Source organism: Jannaschia sp. M317, assembly GCF_025141175.1.
Classification (GTDB): Bacteria; Pseudomonadota; Alphaproteobacteria; order Rhodobacterales; family Rhodobacteraceae; genus Jannaschia.
Window position 1 is genome coordinate 2,126,383 of sequence record NZ_CP081155.1, and the last position, 17,683, is coordinate 2,144,065.

The 17,683-nt window shown below is 65.8% G+C and carries 17 protein-coding genes; 9 read left to right on the forward strand and 8 right to left on the reverse strand.

The annotated features are described in order from the left end of the window. Positions 1 to 37: 37 nt before the first annotated feature. The 3 genes from K3551_RS10910 to K3551_RS10920 are packed head-to-tail and all read left to right on the forward strand — an operon-like array spanning position 38 to position 2,239. On the forward strand, positions 38 to 1,303 hold the full coding sequence (locus K3551_RS10910) for a sugar ABC transporter permease (RefSeq protein ID WP_259913154.1): 1,266 nt from the start codon (positions 38 to 40) through the stop codon (positions 1,301 to 1,303). Beyond that, positions 1,303 to 2,055 carry an ATP-binding cassette domain-containing protein gene (locus tag K3551_RS10915; protein ID WP_259913156.1) on the forward strand — a complete coding sequence of 251 codons (753 nt, stop codon included), beginning with the start codon at positions 1,303 to 1,305 and terminating at the stop codon, positions 2,053 to 2,055. The genes K3551_RS10910 and K3551_RS10915 overlap by 1 nt, the downstream gene beginning before the upstream one ends. Before the next feature lies 1 nt (position 2,056). Then, positions 2,057 to 2,239 (forward strand): hypothetical protein, encoded by a 183-nt coding sequence (locus K3551_RS10920; RefSeq protein ID WP_259913158.1) that lies wholly within the window; start codon positions 2,057 to 2,059, stop codon positions 2,237 to 2,239. A gap of 21 nt (positions 2,240 to 2,260) precedes the next feature. Here K3551_RS10920 and K3551_RS10925 read toward each other — a convergent pair whose 3' ends face one another. After that, positions 2,261 to 3,022 carry a GntR family transcriptional regulator gene (locus tag K3551_RS10925; RefSeq protein ID WP_259913160.1) on the reverse strand — a complete coding sequence of 254 codons (762 nt, stop codon included), beginning with the start codon at positions 3,020 to 3,022 and terminating at the stop codon, positions 2,261 to 2,263. Between the two features lie 52 nt (positions 3,023 to 3,074). On the opposite strand from K3551_RS10925, the gene K3551_RS10930 reads away from it, so the two are divergent. From K3551_RS10930 to K3551_RS10955, 6 genes are read left to right on the forward strand one after another with little or no spacing between them, the layout of a single operon-like run. Continuing rightward, entirely contained in the window at positions 3,075 to 4,364 is a 1,290-nt protein-coding gene (locus K3551_RS10930; protein WP_259913161.1) for a M20 family metallopeptidase, read from the forward strand. Then, the gene (locus tag K3551_RS10935; protein ID WP_259913162.1) at positions 4,361 to 5,911 is read left to right on the forward strand and encodes an ABC transporter substrate-binding protein; all 1,551 of its coding nucleotides are present in this window, start codon (positions 4,361 to 4,363) and stop codon (positions 5,909 to 5,911) included. Before K3551_RS10930 ends, K3551_RS10935 begins: the two co-directional genes overlap by 4 nt. 6 nt (positions 5,912 to 5,917) lie before the next feature. After that, positions 5,918 to 6,868, forward strand: coding sequence for an ABC transporter permease (locus K3551_RS10940; protein ID WP_259913163.1), 951 nt, complete (start codon positions 5,918 to 5,920; stop codon positions 6,866 to 6,868). Beyond that, positions 6,865 to 7,692, forward strand: coding sequence for an ABC transporter permease (locus K3551_RS10945; protein ID WP_259913164.1), 828 nt, complete (start codon positions 6,865 to 6,867; stop codon positions 7,690 to 7,692). Before K3551_RS10940 ends, K3551_RS10945 begins: the two co-directional genes overlap by 4 nt. Before the next feature lie 2 nt (positions 7,693 to 7,694). Beyond that, complete coding sequence (locus K3551_RS10950) at positions 7,695 to 9,728, forward strand: ABC transporter ATP-binding protein (RefSeq protein WP_259913165.1); 2,034 nt, start codon at positions 7,695 to 7,697, stop codon at positions 9,726 to 9,728. Next, on the forward strand, positions 9,725 to 10,945 hold the full coding sequence (locus K3551_RS10955) for a M20 family metallopeptidase (RefSeq protein ID WP_259913166.1): 1,221 nt from the start codon (positions 9,725 to 9,727) through the stop codon (positions 10,943 to 10,945). The genes K3551_RS10950 and K3551_RS10955 overlap by 4 nt, the downstream gene beginning before the upstream one ends. Before the next feature lie 6 nt (positions 10,946 to 10,951). Here the strand turns inward: K3551_RS10955 and K3551_RS10960 are convergent, their stop codons facing one another. The 7 genes from K3551_RS10960 to K3551_RS10990 are packed head-to-tail and all read right to left on the reverse strand — an operon-like array spanning position 10,952 to position 17,652. Further along, positions 10,952 to 11,548: a LysE family translocator gene (locus K3551_RS10960; protein WP_259919570.1), complete on the reverse strand. Its 597-nt coding sequence runs from the start codon at positions 11,546 to 11,548 to the stop codon at positions 10,952 to 10,954. Then, positions 11,548 to 12,447 (reverse strand): DMT family transporter, encoded by a 900-nt coding sequence (locus K3551_RS10965; protein ID WP_259913167.1) that lies wholly within the window; start codon positions 12,445 to 12,447, stop codon positions 11,548 to 11,550. Before K3551_RS10965 ends, K3551_RS10960 begins: the two co-directional genes overlap by 1 nt. 1 nt (position 12,448) lies before the next feature. After that, positions 12,449 to 13,336 carry an NAD(P)-dependent oxidoreductase gene (locus K3551_RS10970; protein ID WP_259913169.1) on the reverse strand — a complete coding sequence of 296 codons (888 nt, stop codon included), beginning with the start codon at positions 13,334 to 13,336 and terminating at the stop codon, positions 12,449 to 12,451. Positions 13,337 to 13,340: 4 nt separating this feature from the next. Continuing rightward, a complete protein-coding gene (locus tag K3551_RS10975) occupies positions 13,341 to 14,225 on the reverse strand; it encodes a phytanoyl-CoA dioxygenase family protein (RefSeq protein WP_259913171.1) in 885 nt (294 codons plus the stop codon). A gap of 4 nt (positions 14,226 to 14,229) precedes the next feature. Next, complete coding sequence (locus K3551_RS10980; protein WP_311199725.1) at positions 14,230 to 15,135, reverse strand: NAD(P)-binding domain-containing protein; 906 nt, start codon at positions 15,133 to 15,135, stop codon at positions 14,230 to 14,232. Further along, on the reverse strand, positions 15,132 to 16,121 hold the full coding sequence (locus K3551_RS10985; protein WP_259913173.1) for a Gfo/Idh/MocA family protein: 990 nt from the start codon (positions 16,119 to 16,121) through the stop codon (positions 15,132 to 15,134). The genes K3551_RS10980 and K3551_RS10985 overlap by 4 nt, the downstream gene beginning before the upstream one ends. 28 nt (positions 16,122 to 16,149) lie before the next feature. Next, positions 16,150 to 17,652: a UxaA family hydrolase gene (locus tag K3551_RS10990; protein ID WP_259913174.1), complete on the reverse strand. Its 1,503-nt coding sequence runs from the start codon at positions 17,650 to 17,652 to the stop codon at positions 16,150 to 16,152. Positions 17,653 to 17,683 lie beyond the last annotated feature (31 nt).

The following is a 17,683-nucleotide window of genomic DNA, read 5'->3' on the forward strand; positions in this document are numbered from 1 at the left end:
CCCTTCGGGAGAGGGCGTCGAGCCGGGAGGGGTTCACATGGGCGGCGGCCTTGGGAGACTTATTAGGACATTGCAGCTGGATACCCGGCTGCTGGGCATGATCGGAGCGTTCCTGCTCATCGCGGTCATCTTCAACATCGCGACGGGCGGCACGTTTCTGACCCCGCGCAACATCTTCAACCTGACGCTCCAGACAGCATCGGTCGCGGTCATGGCGACGGGGATGGTGTTCATCATCGTGACCCGCAACATCGACTTGTCGATCGGGTCCATGGTCGGCGTCATCGGCATGGTCATGGGCCTGGTCCAGGCGTTCTGGTTGCCGGAAATCGTGGGCTTCGGGTCGCCGGTCATCTGGATCGTGACGGTTCTGGTCGGCATCGCGCTGGGTCTTGCCATCGGCGCTCTTCAGGGCTGGATGGTCGGCTACCTCATGATCCCGTCCTTCATTGTGACGCTCGGCGGCCTGTTGATCTGGCGCGGCGCGGCGTGGTGGGTGACGCGGGGCACGACCGTTTCGCCGCTGGACCCCGGCTTCATCATGCTGGGCGGGGCCTCGGGCACCATCGGCGTGACCGCAAGCTGGCTCTTGGCCCTGGTGGGCGCGGCGGCAACGGTCTGGTTCCTGTGGCGCACCCGCAAGAACCACATCGCTCATGACTTTGCGGTGAAACCGGTCTGGGCCGAGGTCCTGCTGGGCGCGATCCTGGTTGGTTCCATCTTTTTCATCACCGCCGTCATCAACGCCTACGAGGTTCCGACCCGCGTGTTGCAGCGCCGGTTCGAGCGTGAGGGCCTGACCATGCCCGAAGGCTACACAGAGGCCTACGGCTTTCCGATCTCGGTCCTGATCGTCATCGCAATCGCGATCATCATGACCATCGTGGCGCGCAAGACCCGCTTTGGTCGCTACGTCTTTGCCATCGGTGGCAACCCCGACGCAGCAGAGCTGTCGGGCATTGATACCAAGATGATGACGGTCAAGGTCTTTGCGCTGATGGGCGGCCTGGCGGCCATCGCCGCGGTCATCGCCTCGGCGCGTCTTGCGTCCGCGGGCAACGACCTGGGCACGTTGGACGAACTGCGCGTCATCGCCGCCGCCGTCATCGGGGGCACCGCGCTGGCCGGTGGGGTCGGCACGATCTACGGGGCCATCCTGGGGGCCTTCATCATGCAGGCGCTGGTGTCGGGCATGGGCATGGTCGGCGTGGATGCGCCGTTTCAGAACATCATCGTGGGCGCGGTCCTGATCCTCGCCGTATGGGTGGACATCGTCTACCGCCGCCGGACGGGAGAAGCCTGATGACCACGCCACTTCTGGAAATGCGCAACATCTCGATCCACTTCGGTGGGATCAAGGCCGTCGACGACGTGTCCATCGACGTTATGCCGGGCGAGGTTGTGGGCCTTTTGGGCCACAACGGCGCGGGTAAGTCGACGCTGATCAAGATCCTGTCGGGGGCCTACAAAAAGGACGCGGGCGAGATCTATATCGACGGCAAGAAGGTTGAGATCCGCACCCCCGCCGACGCGCGGGAGCATAACATCGAGACCATCTATCAGACGCTCGCCCTGTCCGATAACCTCGATGCCGCCTCCAACCTGTTTCTGGGGCGCGAGATCGTGACCAGGTTCGGCTTGGTGGACGACACCAAGATGGAGGCCGAAAGCCGCAAGATCATGGCGCGGCTCAACCCCAACTTCAAACGCTTCAACGAACCGGTGCGGTCCCTTTCGGGCGGTCAGCGGCAGTCGGTGGCGATTGCGCGCGCGGTCTACTTCAACGCGCGTATCCTGATCATGGACGAACCCACCGCAGCACTCGGCGTGCACGAGACGGCGATGGTCGCGGATCTGATCAAGGAGTTGAAGGCCCAGGGTCTTGGCATTTTCCTCATCAGCCACGATACCCGCGAGATGATGGAGCTGTGCGACCGCGTGTCCGTGATGAAGAACGGTCAGTTGATCGGCACCGAAAAGGTCGAAGACGTGACCGAGGATGACATCCTGTCGATGATCATCATGGGCAAGAACCCCAAGAGAGAGACCGCCTGACATGGCCAAATTCCTCGACCCCGAAGACCCGTTCTGGGCCCCGCGTTGGCGGCGCTATGCCGTCGTTGCGTTTTGCTGGGCATGGGCCGGGGTCGAGCTTTGGCAGGGTGCAAACCTCTGGGCGGGCGGGTTTGCCGGCCTTGGGGCCTACGCGGCCTGGGTGCTGATCCTGCGCGACCGCTAGGCTGGGGGCCGGGTTCGGCCCTCAGCGGACTTCGTTGACATAGCAATGTTGATCCGTCAGCGCCGCGTGGCGCATCATCATCAACGGCTCGTTGAGCGCGTCATAGGCCGTCTCGTCGATATCCAGCAGGGCCACCGGGGCCGAATCCTCGATCCCCAGCAGGCTGCGATCCGCCTCTGTGGCGATCCGTGCGGTCACCTGTTCGCGCAGCGCGCCCAGGCGCAAACCATGTTCCTCCAGCAACCATTTGAACAGCAGTTGGGGCAGGTCCTCGACCCGGTCCGGGAAATGCCCCAATCGCGCCAGCGGCAGGACGATCCGGTCGATCATCACGGGTCGTCCCTCGAACAGGCGCAGGCGGGTGATATGCCCCACGGGCTCGCCCGGCGTCAGCTTCAGCCGCGCCGCTTCCACCTCAGAGGCCTTGCCGCGCAGCACTTCGATGTTGCGGGTCTCGGTGTTGACCAGACGTCCGTCGCGGGCGTGCAGGCGATAGTAGCTGTACCACTTGTCCAACGAATGGCGAGGCGCGCGACCGGTCACCACCGTCCCGGTCCGCCGCCGCCGCATGACCAGGCCTTCCTGGGTCAGGGCCTGCATCGCGCGTCGGATCGTCCCCTCTGAAACACCCAGCTGTTTGGCCAGGTCCCCTTCGGACGGCAAAACGAACCCTTCGGGCCATCGACCATCGGCAATGCGGCTGCTGATCCGGTTCGTCACCTGCTCGTGCAGGGGGGCGGCCGTCAGTGTCGCGCCGATCTCGGTTTTCGAAGTGCCTGACATTTGAGCGTTCTTTCGTCTTGTCCGAATCCCGATTTCAGTAAACTATATAGTTATGAGAAATGCGAGATCCTTTGATATTTCCTACGATGGCATGCACGCCGACCTGGCGTCGCTGATCGGCTTTGACACGTGTTTCCCCCCGGCTGCAAATTATCCGGGCTTTTGCGACCTTCTGGAACGGATGGCTGCCGATCTGGGCGGGACAGCCCGGCGGATTGATGTTCCGTCGAACCTGTGGGCTGCGGACGGCGTGACCGGCGCGCGCACCAACCTGCTGTTGCGCCCGGACCTGGGTCCGGCCGACGCCCCCGAGGCGTTGATCTACTTCCACACCGACACGGCCCCCGTCGGCGATGAGTGGACCCGTCCGCCGCTGTCTCTGACCCGCGAAGGTGACCGGCTGTTCGGGCGTGGCACGGCCGATATGAAGGGCTGCATCGCCGCCGTCCTGGCGGCCCTGCGCAGCCTGAAAGACGCGGGCACGCCCCTGGCGTTTCGCCCGGTTCTGGCCTTTTGCACCGATGAAGAGGGCGGCCTTTATCCCGGTATCCGTTATCTCGCCGAAACGATGGACCTGCCCGAAGTCTTGCTGAACCTCAACGGTGGCGCAGCTCCGCGGATCTGGGGTGGCTGCTTTGGCTCGCTCGATCTGGCCGTGACGGGGCAGGGGGTCGCGGTGCATTCGGGCCGCCCGGATCTGGGCGTGAACGCCCTGGAGGCAATGGTGCCCCTGCTGACCGCATTGACCACCCTCAAGACGCAGGTCGAGGCGCGGACATCCGCCATGCCGCCGCCGCCCGACGACGATCCCCTGCGCGCCCGCCTGAACGTCACGGCGATCCGCGCGGGCGACAAGGGCTCTGCCTTGCCGGGGCGCTGCCGCATCGTCCTCAATCGCCGCTACATGCCCGAAGAAGACGTGTCAGAGGTCCGCGCCGAACTTGAAAAGACAATCGCCGCCGCCCTGACGGGGACCGCGCTGGTTGACTGGAACATCGCGGAGATTGGCCACCTGCCTCCGGTTTCGGACCCGTCCGGCCCCTGGACCGACCGCTGGACGCAGGCCCGCGCCGAGGCGACCGACACACCGGTCACCGCCTTCACGACCTACGGATCCGGCACGTCGTCGGATTTCGGATGGGTCCAGAAGGCCGGCATCCGCCACATGCTGCTGGGCGGTCTGATGCGGCCCGAGGCCAATGTCCACGGCCCCGACGAATTTACGACTGTTCAGGATATTGAGGCACTAGCCCGATCCGTCGCGCTGTTCCTGCGCGCTGATTTCAAAACGAGCCCCGGCGAACGGAGCCAGTCCCTTCCCAACATGGAGAATACCCAATGACCCGATTGACCCGCCGCGCCCTGTTGCAGGCGTCTGCCGCAGCCCTCTCGCTCAGCTTTGCCATGCCGGCTCTGGCCGATGGCCATGCCACGCCGGGCGGCACCCTCCGCGTCAGCGTGAACGTGACGCCCCAGGTGCTCAACCCGATGCTGGTGCGCACAAACCCGGAATACATGATCGCCGAAATGCTCTATTCCGGCCTCACGACGCTGGGCCTCGACATGACGGCGCAGCCGGATCTGGCCACCGAATGGTCCGCCAACGCCGACGCGACGCAATGGACCTTCACGATCCGCGAGGACGCCGCCTTTTCGAACGGCGAGGCGGTGACACCTGCCGATGTTGTTGCCAGCTTCGAAAAGCTGCTCGACCCTGAAACGGCCGCACCCGGTCGCCGGAACCTGGGCCCGATTGCGTCGGTCGCGATGGGCGAGGGCAACAGCGTCGTGTTCACCACCGACGGCCCGTTTGCCGACCTGCCGGTCGCGCTGACGTATCCGACCGCCAAGATCCTGCCTGCCAGCGTGATCGAAAGCGATTTCGAAAGCCTTGCGCAGACGCCCGTCGGATCCGGCCCGTTCACGATGGTCGAATTCAACGCCGACCAAAGCGCCGTCTTCGAAGGCCGCGATGACTATTTCGTCGCCGGACAGCCCTATCTCGACGGGGTCGAAGTGCTGACCTTCCCGGATGCCGCCGGATCCACCGCCGCGCTTCTGGCCGGTGAGGTCGACCTGATGCTGGAGGTGCAGCCAACCGATTACGAGCGTATCGCCGCCGCCGACGGGATCGAGGGTCTGCGCACGCCGTCGGGCCGGTTCCTGGACGTCGTGATGGACACGCAGGTCGAACCCTGGTCCGACCCCCGCGTCCGCAAGGCCCTGTCGATGTCCGTCGACCGCGAGGCGATGGTGGAACTGGTGGCCGAAGGCTTCGGCACGCCGGGCAACGACAGCCCCGTGAACTCCGCCTATGCGTATTTCTCGGATGGCGCGCCCAAGACCTATGACCCCGAAGGAGCCAAGGCCCTGTTGGCCGAAGCGGGCTATCCTGACGGTCTGTCGCTGGAACTCGTCGCCTCGGAAAAGCCGGGCTATCGCAGCGCCATGGCTGTTGTCCTGCGCGAAATGGCCAAACCGGCAGGCTTCGACATTTCCGTCAAGACGATGGATCACCCGACCTATCTGGACCAGGTGTGGAAGCAGGGGCCGTTCTACGTGGGGTTCTACAACATGCAGCCGACCGAAGGGACGATCTTCAACCTGCTGTTCACCTCTGACGCGTCCTGGAACGAGACCAAGTGGAACAACACCGCATTCGATGCCCTGGTGTCCGAGGCCGACCGCACGGTTGATCCCGCAAAACGCGGCGCGCTCTATGGTGAAGCTCAGGCGCTGATGCGTGACGAAGTGCCGGCACTGGTGCCGGTGTTCTTTGATCTGCTGGGGGCCAAGGCCGACCACGTCGAGAATTATGAACAGCACCCGCGCGGCGCGAACTATGCGCTGCACGCCGTCTCGCTGTCTTCTGACGCGCCGACCCGGTAAACGACCATGTCAGCACCATTTCTTATCAAACGACTGTTCTACATGGTGCTGACGGCCCTTGTCGTCTCGGTCATCGTGTTCGGCGTCACACAGCTGTTGCCAGCCGACGCCGCCGTGATGATCCTGGGCGAGAATGCGACCCCCGAGGCGATGGAGGCCTTGACCCGTCGCCTTGGGCTGGATCGGCCTGCGCCGATCCAATACCTCGACTGGCTGGGCGGTGTGCTGACCGGGGACTTTGGCGTTTCCCTGCGCACCGGACAGCCGGTCGGGCCTACCATTCTGGCGGCCTTCGGGCGGTCCGCGATGCTGGCGCTGCTGTCGCTGATCGCGGTCAGCCTGATCGCCATTCCCCTGGGCGTCTGGGCCGCATCGCGCCGCGGCAAGGCGGCCGACCTCGGCGTGTCCGTCGTATCCTACCTGGGCATTTCCCTGCCGGAGTTCGTTTTGGCCACCCTTTTGCTGGCCTGGCTGGCGGGGCCGTCGGTCGGGATGTTCCCCGCCTCGGGCTATGCCTCGCCCTTCGACAGCCCGATTGCCGCGTTGCATCATATGGCCTTGCCGGTGATCACCCTGTCGATCGTTCTGATGGCCCACATCAGCCGGATGATCCGGTCCGAGATGGTCGACACCCTCGAAAGCGATTTCGTCCGCGCCGCCCGCCTGCGCGGTCTGTCCCGGCGGCAGGTTCTGTATTCCCACGCGCTGCGCAATTCGATGCTGCCTGCGATCACGGTTATCGCGCTGGACATCGGCTATCTGATCGGCGGCGTCATCGTGGTGGAAGAGATATTCTCGTTTCCCGGCGTCGGGCGGCAGCTGATCCTGGCGATCCAGAACCGCGACCTGCCGATGATCCAGGCGGGCGCGCTGGTGATGTCGATGACCTATGCCCTGGCCAATCTGGGGGCGGATCTGACCTATGCCGCGCTCGACAAAAGGATCCAGTTCTCATGACCTTGTTGCGATCCATGATGCGCAATCCGCAGGGGGCCGTGGGCCTGATCCTGACGGTGATCTTGATGGCGCTGGTCGTGTTTGGCCCGCTGCTGGCACCCGCCGACCCGGAAACGATGAACTTCGGCGCCCGCTTCGCCCGGCCCTCGGCGGACTTTCCCCTGGGCACTGATTGGTTCGGGCGTGACCTGTTGAGCCGGGTGATGGTCGGTGCGCAATCGACTGTCCTGCTGGCCCTGTTGGCGACGGTGATCGCCACGGTGATCGGGTCGCTGGTCGGCATCGTGTCGGGCTACATGGGCGGCTGGGTCGACGAGGCGATCATGCGTCTGGTGGATGCGATCATGGCCATTCCGGGCCTTTTGTTCGCGCTGCTGATCATCTCGGCGCTTGGGTCTTCGGCGTTGAATGCGGTCATCGCCATCGGCATCGCCTTTGCGCCGGGCATGGCGCGGATTTCCCGCTCGGTCACGTTGCAGGTGCGCGCGCTGGACTACGTGGCCGCGGCGCGGTCGCGTGGCGAAGGTCCGCTGTGGATCGTCCTGGCCGAAATTCTGCCCAATGTCGCGGCCCCGATCATCGTGGAGGCGACGATCCGTGTCGCCTTTGCGATCATGACGCTGGCCACGCTGTCCTTTCTGGGGCTGGGGGCACAGCCGCCGTCGCCGGAATGGGGGCTGATGATCTCCGAGGGGCGCGAACACATGTTCCGCTCGCCCTGGCCGATCCTGGTGCCGGGGGCCGCCATCGCGCTGGTCGCGATCGGGTTCAATCTTTTGGGTGACGGCCTGCGGGACGTCCTCAATACCCGCTCGGAGGGGTGAACATGGCGCTTCAGATCGACAACTACGCGTTGAGCTATGGCACCGATGCGGGCGACGTTCGCATCCTGACCGACATTTCTCTGACCATCGCCAGGGGCGAGATCCTGGGCCTCGTGGGTGAAAGCGGCTCGGCCAAATCGTCGCTGGCCAATGCCATCATGCGGGACCTGCCTGGACGGGTCACCCATGAGGCGGGGGGCATTACCCTGGCCGGGCAATCCCTGACCGGTGCCACCGAGGCAGAGCTGCAGGCCCTGCGCGGCAAGCGTATCGCCATGGTGTTCCAGAACGCGGCGCTGGCGCTGGATCCGGTGCAGACGCTGGGTGACCACGTGGTCGAAACCCTGATCCGGCACGAAAACCTGTCCCCCGAAGGTGCCCGCACCCGCACGCGGCAGCTGTTTGAAACGGTGGGGCTGGCCGACCCGGACGCAATGGCCGGACGGTTCCCGCACGAGGCCTCGGGCGGGGAAAAGCAGCGCGTGCTGCTGGCGCTCGCGCTGGCCTGCGACCCGGATCTGATCCTTTTTGATGAACCGACGTCTGCGCTGGACGCGACCACGGCCGCGACCTTGCTGGACCTGTTGCGCGACCTGAAGGGGCGCACGGGCATCGCGGGTCTGTTCATCAGCCACGATCTGGGCACCGTGGCCGATATCGCCGACCGTGTGGCCGTCATCTACGGCGGTCAGATCGTAGAGGAGGCCACCCCCGACCTTCTGTTCGCCAACCCGGTCCACCCCTATACTCAGGCCTTGATCGCCAGCTTGCCGCGTCCGTCGGACACGCGCAGCGGTCGGTCACTGTCTGCTGTCGCCTCCAACGCGCCGGCACCGCGCATGGGGTCGCTGCCGGCCTGCATCTATTCGCACCTCTGTCCGCACCACGATCCCGCCGTCTGCGACACGGGCCGCGTGACTGCGCGCCCCGTCGCGGGGCGTCGCGTTGCCTGTGCCAAGGCAGAAACGCTGGCCGCGCAAGAGGTGTCGACGGCACCCACGGCTCTGCCTGTGCCCGGACAGGACCTAATCCTTGCCGCGCGGGACATGAACGTGCGCTTCGATAACAGCTCCGTGCTGGCGCGCGCGATGGGCCGGGCCAAGCCGCCTGTGCTGGCGCTGAACGGGGCGTCCATCGTCTTGCACAAGGGTGAGACGCTGGGCCTTGTGGGCGAATCCGGGTGTGGCAAGTCCACGCTGGCCAAGGCGCTTGCGGGTCTGGGCCCCTACGACGGACAGATCACGCTGGACGGCGCCCCGATTGATCGCATCGACCGGGCCTATCGCGCGCGGGTCCAGATCATCTTTCAGAACCCGGATTCCTCGCTCAACCCGCGGCACAGCATCCGGACCATCCTGTCGCGTCCGCTGCGGCTGTATCGACCTGATCTGTCCGCGGCGCAGATCGATGCCGAGGTGGCGGCCATCCTGGACCGGGTGCGCCTGCCTGCAAGCTACGCCACGCGGCAGCCGCATCAATTGTCTGGCGGCGAAAAGCAGCGGGTGGCGATTGCCCGCGCGCTGGCCGCCGACCCGGACGTCATCATCTGTGACGAGGTGACCAGTGGCCTCGATGCCTCCGTGCAGGCCTCCATCGTGACATTGTTGCGAGAAATCCAGGCCGCCTCTGGCACGGCGCTGATCTTCATAACCCACGACCTGGCGATCCTGCGTCACCTGGCCCACCGGATTGCGGTCATGTACCTGGGCGACATCGTCGAGACGCGGGCGACCGCCACGCTGGATGCGCAACCCTACCATCCCTATACCGAAGCATTGCTGTCGTCCTCACCGTCGATCGACCCGGGCTCCGTCACGCGCCGGGTCCGGCTGACGGGGGCCCTGCCGACGCGCACCACCCGGCTGGCGGGGTGTCCCTTTGCCAGCCGGTGCCCGCACAAGGTCGGCGCGATCTGCGATGACCAGACCCCGCCCAGCCGTTCGCCCGAGCCGGGCCACATGATTTTCTGCCACCTTTCTATTGCGGACCTTGCAGGCCACGCCCCTGTCTGGACCTTCAAGGAGCCGACCCAATGACCCCCGAACAAATCTGCGCCACCCTGGACGAAACCGCCTGCATCGACCGCCTGACCGCGATGGTGCGCCACAAATCCTATACCGAAACCGAAGGCGAACGGGCGCTGGCGGCCCGTATGGCGGACATCTGCACCGAACTGGGGATGGACGCGGAACTGCAGCCCGTCGAGGGCCCGCGCGTCAACGCCATCGCCACCTTGAAGGGCGAAGGCGGGGGCAAGTCGCTTTTGTTCAACGGCCACCTTGATACCAATCCCGCCACCTCGGGCTGGACGGTCGATCCCTGGGGCGGGGTGGTCGACGAAGAATTCATCTACGGCATCGGCGTGTCCAACATGAAGGCGGGGGATGCGGCCTATCTTTGTGCTGTCGAAACGATTCTCGCGGCCGGGGTGAAGCTGAAAGGCGACGTGATCCTCAGCTTCGTCGTGGGCGAGCTTCAGGGCGGGATCGGAACCGTTCGGATGATCGAACAGGGGGTGCGGGCCGACTATTTCATCAACTCGGAGCCGACGGACCTGCAGGCCGTCACGCTGCACGCAGGGGCCTTCAGCTTCGAGATCGACCTGATCGGCAGCACCCGACACTTGTCCAAGCGCGAACAGGCCTGCGATGCCCTTGCCGCCGCCGCAGCCCTGGTGCCGCGCATCAACGGCATCACGTTTTCCGGGGCCGAAGGAGAGATGCACCGGGCCGTCAACCGGGGCCATATCGGTGTCCTGCGCGCGGGTCTGGGGCCGGAATTCCACGAATGGCGCCCGCCCCAGGTCGCGGATCACGCCAAGCTGATCGGCACCTGCCGCTATGCGCCCAGCCAGTCGATTGAGACCGTGATGGCCGACATGGAACAGATGCTTGACGCGCTGAAGCTGGAATTTCCGGGCCTGCAGACCTCGCTCGCGTCGCATGACGTGCGCAAGAACAAGCCGCAGATGCCCCCCTTCGAGGTGCCGGGCACCGCGCATATCGTGGGCATCATGAACCGCGCGCACCTGGCCGTCCGCGGGATGGAGCAGCCGACAGGCGCAATCAAGCCGCCGTCGTTCTTCGGCACCGACGCCGCCCACCTGGCCGCGGCCGGGATGGAGGGGATCGTCTGCGGACCGGGCGGAGAGTTCAACACCATGCCCGACGAACGCGTCCGGCGGAGCCAGTTCCTCGATTGCGTGCGCATGTATATCCACGCGATCTGCGACATCTGTGAACCGGTCACCTGACCCCGGTCAGCCCCGGATCAACGACCATAGCGCCAGCCCCACCACCGTCACCATGGACAGCGCCATCGCAATGTTGATCCGGCGCTGCACCCTGGGGGCCAGGTCCAGCCGCCGCAACGCCACCCCGGCCCACAGCCACAGCAGGTGCAGCGGCACCCAGATTGCATTGACGATCAACAACTTTACCACCGCTTCGGTCACGGGCGCGTTCGCGAACAGGGCAAAGCCCGAGAACATGACGGTGTTGACGGCATAGGCCTTGGGGTTGACCGCCTGCAGGGCGAGGCCGTCGCGGATGCCGGGCTGCCGCCGCGCCTCGATAAAGGCGACGCGGGACCCGGCCGTGGCGATGCGAAACGCAAGGTACAGCAGATACGCGGTCGAGATCACGAACAGGATCGTGCGAATGCGCGGATCGGCCAGCACAACCGCCGCCACGCCAGAAATCACCGCAAGCGCGACCAGATTGGTCCCGATGAACAACCCGATCAGATACCGCAGGCCCGCCCGCCCGCCAAAGGCCGCTCCGACCCCGGCGATCGACAGGACGCCGGGGCCGGGCGTCACGATCAGAAAGAAAACGGCGGCCGCGAAGGTCAGCATCATCGCCGCTCCCGCCACCAGATGATCAGCCCCGCCGCCGCAATGATCCCCGCACCCAGCAGGGTCTGGCTGTCGGGCAGGTTGCCAAAGACGATATAGCCCCAGGCGGCCAGGTAGATCAGAAAGGAATAGCTGTAGGGCATCAACACGCTGGCGGGCGCATAGCCGTGGGCGATGGCAAAGAAGTGATGCCCGCTCCAGGCAAAGAAGCCGATGGCGAACAGCAAGCCCCAGTTCAGCGGGCCGACCGGGCTTTGCCACAACCAGATCGCGACGGGCAGCAGGCAGAGGGTCCCGACCAACCCGCCGTAAAGCTGCATCGTGCGCGGGGCCGCGACCCCCGCCAACCGCCGTGTCAGGATTGAATAGAGCGCGAAGGCCAGCGCCGAAGTCAGCGACGACAGCGTCGCCCAGTGGAACTGCGCCGACCAGGGTTGCACCACCACCAGCACGCCGACAAACCCCAGCAGGATCGCCGACCAACGCCAGGGCCCCACCCGTTCCCCAAGCAGGGGCACCGACAGGGCGCAGACCAGGACCGGCGCGGAAAAGGTGATGGCCGCCGTTACCGTCATGTCCAGGTAGGACAGCGCGATGAAATTCCCGATGGTCGACACCATCAACAACGCCCCGCGCGCCAGCATGGCCAAGGCCTGTGCCCAGGGCGCGGTAAAGCCGGAGTGATCCGCCCCCATCATGGGCCCGGTCGACAGCGCCATATGCACCGCAAAGCGCATGAAGGCCAGCTGCAGCGCGGGCAGCCCCGCCAGCGACAGCCACTTGACGCTTGTGTCCGTCATGGAAAACAACAGATAGGCCAGCAACATCAGAAGGATGCCACGGGTGGCGTTGTCTTCTCGGGGGCGCGCCAGATGGCTGACGGGGGCGGGGGCCGCCATCTTAGCCGCCGAACTTTGCGGCGTAGAAGTCGATCATCTGCGGCACCAGATCGTCGCCGCGCCCGTCATCGCAGGCCGCCTGCAGCGCTTCAAAGGTAGACCCCGACATCATCGTGGGCACATCCAGATCCTCGGCCATGCGGCGGTAATAGCCGACATCTTTGGTGGCGTTGCGGATCGAAAAGGCCAGCTGGCTCGCGTCGCCGTCGACGGCATAGGCCTTGATGAAATCCATCATGCCGGATTTCAGCGGCCCCGCCGACATCACGTCATACAGCGCCTGACGGTCGATCCCGGCGCGGTCGGCCATCACGAATGCCTCGGCCATGCCATTGGCGACCCCTTGGGCAAAGAAGTTGTTGATCAGCTTGATGGTGTGCCCGTTGCCCAGGGCCCCCAGGTGAAACACGTTCTCGCCCTGGTCCTTCAGCACGGCCTCGACCTTGTCATAGGCGGCGCGGTCGCCCGAACACATGATGTTCAGCTCGCCCTTGCGACCATGGGTCGGCGTGCGGCCCAGGGGCGCGTCCAGATAGGCACCGCCCGCCGCCGCAACCTCGTCGCCCAGCATCTTGGTGGAACCGGGCAGAGAGGTCCCGTAGTCGATCACCACAGCGCCGTCGCGCAGCCCTGCGATCACGCCGTCCGGGCCGCGCATCCGGCCCTCCACATGCTCCGACGTGCCCATGCAGAGCATGACGATATCGCTGGCTTCCGCCACCTCGCGGGCCGTCGCCGCCTCGGTCGCGCCGCGCGCCAGCGCCGCCTCGACGCCGGTGCGGTCGCGGTTGCCCAGGATCGTCAGAGCATAGCCCCGGTCCAGCAGGTTCTGCACCATGGCCGACCCCATCAGCCCCAGTCCGATAAATCCTATTGCAGGTTTGCTCATGTCGTCATCCTTTCGCAGTATCGAACGAACGGGCGGTCAGCCCCTTCTGAATTTCATAGATTGTCTTGCCGATGGGCGGTGCGGGCAGGGGGATGCGGACCGGCACATCGGCCAGCCGTGGTTGCCGCGATTGCCCGCAAAGCATCCGGCTGTCGTAATCCTCCAGGGTCGAGAATTTGGTCATCGACCCCATCACGGGCCAGGCGTCGGCGGCCATCATCTCGTAGAACAGGATCCGCCGCGCCCGTGTCGAGGTATTCAGAGCGGAGCCGTGGACAATGCGCCCGTGATGAATGCTGATCGACCCGGCAGGCCCCATCAGCGGTACCGCATCGGCCATGTCATAGCCGTCCCGTGCCAGGTCCATCGCGCCCACAAAGAAGCCGCTGTCGTGGTGGTCGTGGATCGGGCCCTTGTGGCTGCCGGGAAAGACCATCAGAGGGCCGTTTTCCGCGCCCATGTCGTCCAGGATCACGCCGATCGCCAGCACGTCGTCGTTGGTGTGCGGATAAAAGGCAAAGTCCTGATGCCATTCCACCGCCGCCCCGTGCCCGGCCTCTTTCATGTTCAACTTGGTGGTGTGCAGCCGCAGATCCGGCCCAATCAGATCCCGGGCCGGGGCCAGGATCGTGTCGGAGGTCATGAGGTCGCGGAACACCTCGCTATGGGTATGCGGCAGCTTGATGCGGCGCACGCGCGGGGCGTCGGGGCGGTGGCTGTCTTCCAGGTCCAGCGCGTCGGTGCCCTCGGTCAAGCCGCGCGCCTGCTCGGTGTAGCGGTCGATTTCCGCGTGCAGGGTGGCCAGCTGCGCCGCGCTCAACCGCCGCTCCAGCACAAGATAACCATCGCGGTCGAAGCCGGCCTTTTGCTCTGGGCTCAGGACTTCCATAAGATCACTCCGGTTTCAGAACGTCGAGTTTCGGCAAAGCCGTCGCCGGGTCCGGGCGCTGTCCGGTGTAGGCCTCGAACGAGGCCAGCGCCATGTGTCGGAACAGGTCGAACCCGGTCAGAACCCGCAGGCCAGCGGCCCGCGCTGCCTGGACAAAGGGCGTCTCGGTCGGCGTGTAGACCGCGTCAAAGGCCCAGGCCTGCCCGCCGATCAACGCAGCGTCGAAGGCAGTGCCGCCATAAGGGGCCATGCCCATGGGGGTGCAGTTGACCAGGCCGTCAGCTGCCGCAATCGCGGCCGCCGCGTCGGTTACAGCCCGCGCGCCCGTGCGATGGGCCAGCGCCTCGGCGGCACCTGCGTCGCGGTCCCAGACCAGAACCTCTGTCGCGCCCAAGGCCAGCAAGGCGGGCACCACCGCCCGCGCCACGCCCCCTGCACCGGCCACGGCGACGACGCCCGGCGGGCTGTCCATCCCGGCGGCCCAGGCCCGCAGGAACCCGCTGTAGTCTGTATTGTGCCCGGCCACCGGCGCAAAGGTCAGGGTGTTGGACGCACCCAGATCCTCGGTTCCCGCAACCATCCGGTCCCCCGCCCAGGCGGCAGCATGGGTTTTCCAGGGATGGGTGACCGTCACCCCGGTCCAGCCCTGCAGCCGCAGATCGTCGACCGTGCCGTCAAAATCGAAATCGGGATCGCCCATGGTGTCGATCGCCGTAAAGTCGAGCGTCATCCCATGATCCGCACAGAGCAGACCCAAAGCGCGCGCCAGGCGGGAGTTGCCGATATTCTCGCCGATCAACCCGCAGGTCAGCAGGGTTTGCGCCTGGGGGCGCGAGGGGAGGGGGGCTCTGCCCCCCCGGCCTGCGGCCTTCCCCCCCGAGGTATTTCCGGCCAGAGGAAGACCGGTCAAGCGACGCCCGCCGTCTCTTCGATCCGCAAGATCACCTCCAGCGTGCGGCGCGCGCTTGCGGCGTCCACGACCGGCGTGGCCCGCCCCGCAATGACCTCGGCGAAATGTTCCAGCTGGCGCACCAGCGGAATGCCGTCGGGCGCGTCCTCCTGCGTGGGTTTCGGTTCTTCGTTCCAATGGGCCGCACCGGACCAGACGCGCAGGGACGGGAACTCGATCGCGCCATGGGTGCAGGCGATGCGCAGGCTGTCCTGAGCGGTGTGGGGAATATGGGGGCTTTCGCCCGTGCCCGCCTCGAACCCCCAGGGGGTGGGCGTGGTGTCGGCATAGGCAATGGTCGCGGTCACCCCGCTATCGAACCGCAAAACGGCCCCCCCGCTTTCGGGACGCGCCGCGCCGCGCACCGCATTGGACGCCAGGCCGACCACATCCGTTACCTCGCCGAACAGCCAACGCAGCGTGTCGACGTCGTGGATCAGGTTCTGCTTGATCGGCGCCCCGTCGATCCCCGCCCGCCAATCTACGGCAAAGTAGTCGTCCGGCTTCTTCATCAGCCACATCAGCGAGGCCGCCACCGGTTGCCCCAACCGACCCGAAGCCAGCACCGCCTGCAGCTTGGCCACGCGGGGATGGTGGCGACGATGGTGCCCGACCAGAACCTTGACGCCTGCCGCGTCGGCGGCGGCGATCATGGCATCGGCGTTTTCCAGCGTGTCCGCCACGGGTTTCTCGACCAGAACGTGCCAGCCACGGCGGGCGGCGGCGATGGTCAGGGGCGCGTGGCTGCCCGTGGGCGTGGCCAGAACGATGCCGTCCGCCGCCACGTCGACATCGTCGATGCTGGCGAAACCGGGCACGGTGGGGTGCGCGCGCCGCGCGGGATCCGGGTCGATGATGCCCGCCAGGACCAGGTCCGGATGGGCCTCGATATGGGCTTGATGGCGCGTGCCGATCAGGCCGGTTCCGGCCAGCAAAAGACGGGTCATGCGGACACCTCGAACGTCATGATCTCGCTCACATCACGGCTCCGATTTGCCAGGGCACGAACTCGTAGTCGCCCAATCCCTGCGCCTCTGACTTGGACACCTCGCCCGAGGCGACCCGCAGGAACAGCTCATAGATCTCGCGACCTTTCTGTTCCACGGTGGTCCGGCCTTCCAGGATCTCGCCCGCGTTCACGTCCATGTCTTCGGTCATCCGCCCGTAAAGCGTCGCGTTGGTCGCCACCTTGATCGTCGGTGCCGGTTTGGACCCGAACGCAGAGCCGCGCCCGGTCGTAAAGCAGACCAGCTGACAGCCACCCGCGATCTGGCCCGTGACCGAGGCCGGATCGTAGCCGGGGCTGTCCATGAAGGTGAACCCCGCGGCGCGCACCTGCTCTGCGTATTTGTAAACGCCGGTCAGCGGGCTGGTCCCGCCCTTGGCGGCGGCGCCCAGCGATTTTTCCAGGATTGTGGTCAGGCCACCCTTCTTGTTGCCGGGCGAGGGGTTGTTGTCCATCGAGCCGTGGTTGCGTTCGGTGTAATCCTTCCACCAGTCGATCAGCCCGATCAGACGGTCGCCCACCTCGCGCGTGGCGGCGCGGCGCGTCAGCAGATGTTCGGCCCCGTAAATTTCAGGCGTTTCCGCCAGGACGCCGGTGCCGCCCTGCGCCACCAGCAAGTCGCAGGCATGGCCCAGAGCCGGGTTCGCGGTGACACCTGACCAGGCGTCCGACCCGCCGCATTGCAGCGCGACCTTCAACGCCGAGGCAGGGCAGGGCGTGCGGACCGCCTGATTGGCAATCGGCAGCATGGCGCGCACCTTTTCGACGCCCATCTCGATGGTGCGGCGCAGGCCGGCCACGTTCTGGATGTTCATCGTCTGAAACGTCGGTCCCTGCTTGAGGTCCCAGGCCTCCAGCAGCCAGTCGATCTGGTTCATCTCGCACCCCAGGCCGACCATCAACACGGCGGCATGGTTGGGGTGCTTGGCATAGCCCCACATGACACGCTGCAACGCCTCGAACCCGTCGCCATCAGACGCCATGCCACACCCGGTGCCGTGGACAAAGGCCACGACGCCGTCGACGTTGGGATAGGCGGCCAGTTCCTCGGGGCCGAAGGCGTCGGCGATGCGGCGCGCGGCAGTGGCAGAGCAATTGACCGATGTGACAATCGCCACGTAGTTCCGCGTTCCCACCGAGCCGTTTTCCCGCCGATAGCCCAGGAATGTGTCGCCTGTCGCGGGCGCCACGGGCCGCAGGTCGGTTCCGAATTCATACTCCACATCGGTGGCGGCAAAGGCGCAGTTCTGTGTATGGACATGGTCGCCCGGCGCGATCTGCGCCGAGGCGTAGCCGATGATCTGACCGTATTTCAGGATCGGCGCGCCCGGTGCGATGGCAGCCGTCGCGATCTTGTGCCCCGACGGGACAAGGCCGGTGGTCACAGTGTTTTCTATGACGTGGGCTGCCGGCAGGGCGCGGATGGCGGTCACGACGTTGTCGCTGGGGTCGAGGCGGACGAAATCAGTCATTCAGGTCTCAGGTCAGAGGGGCGCGTTGCTG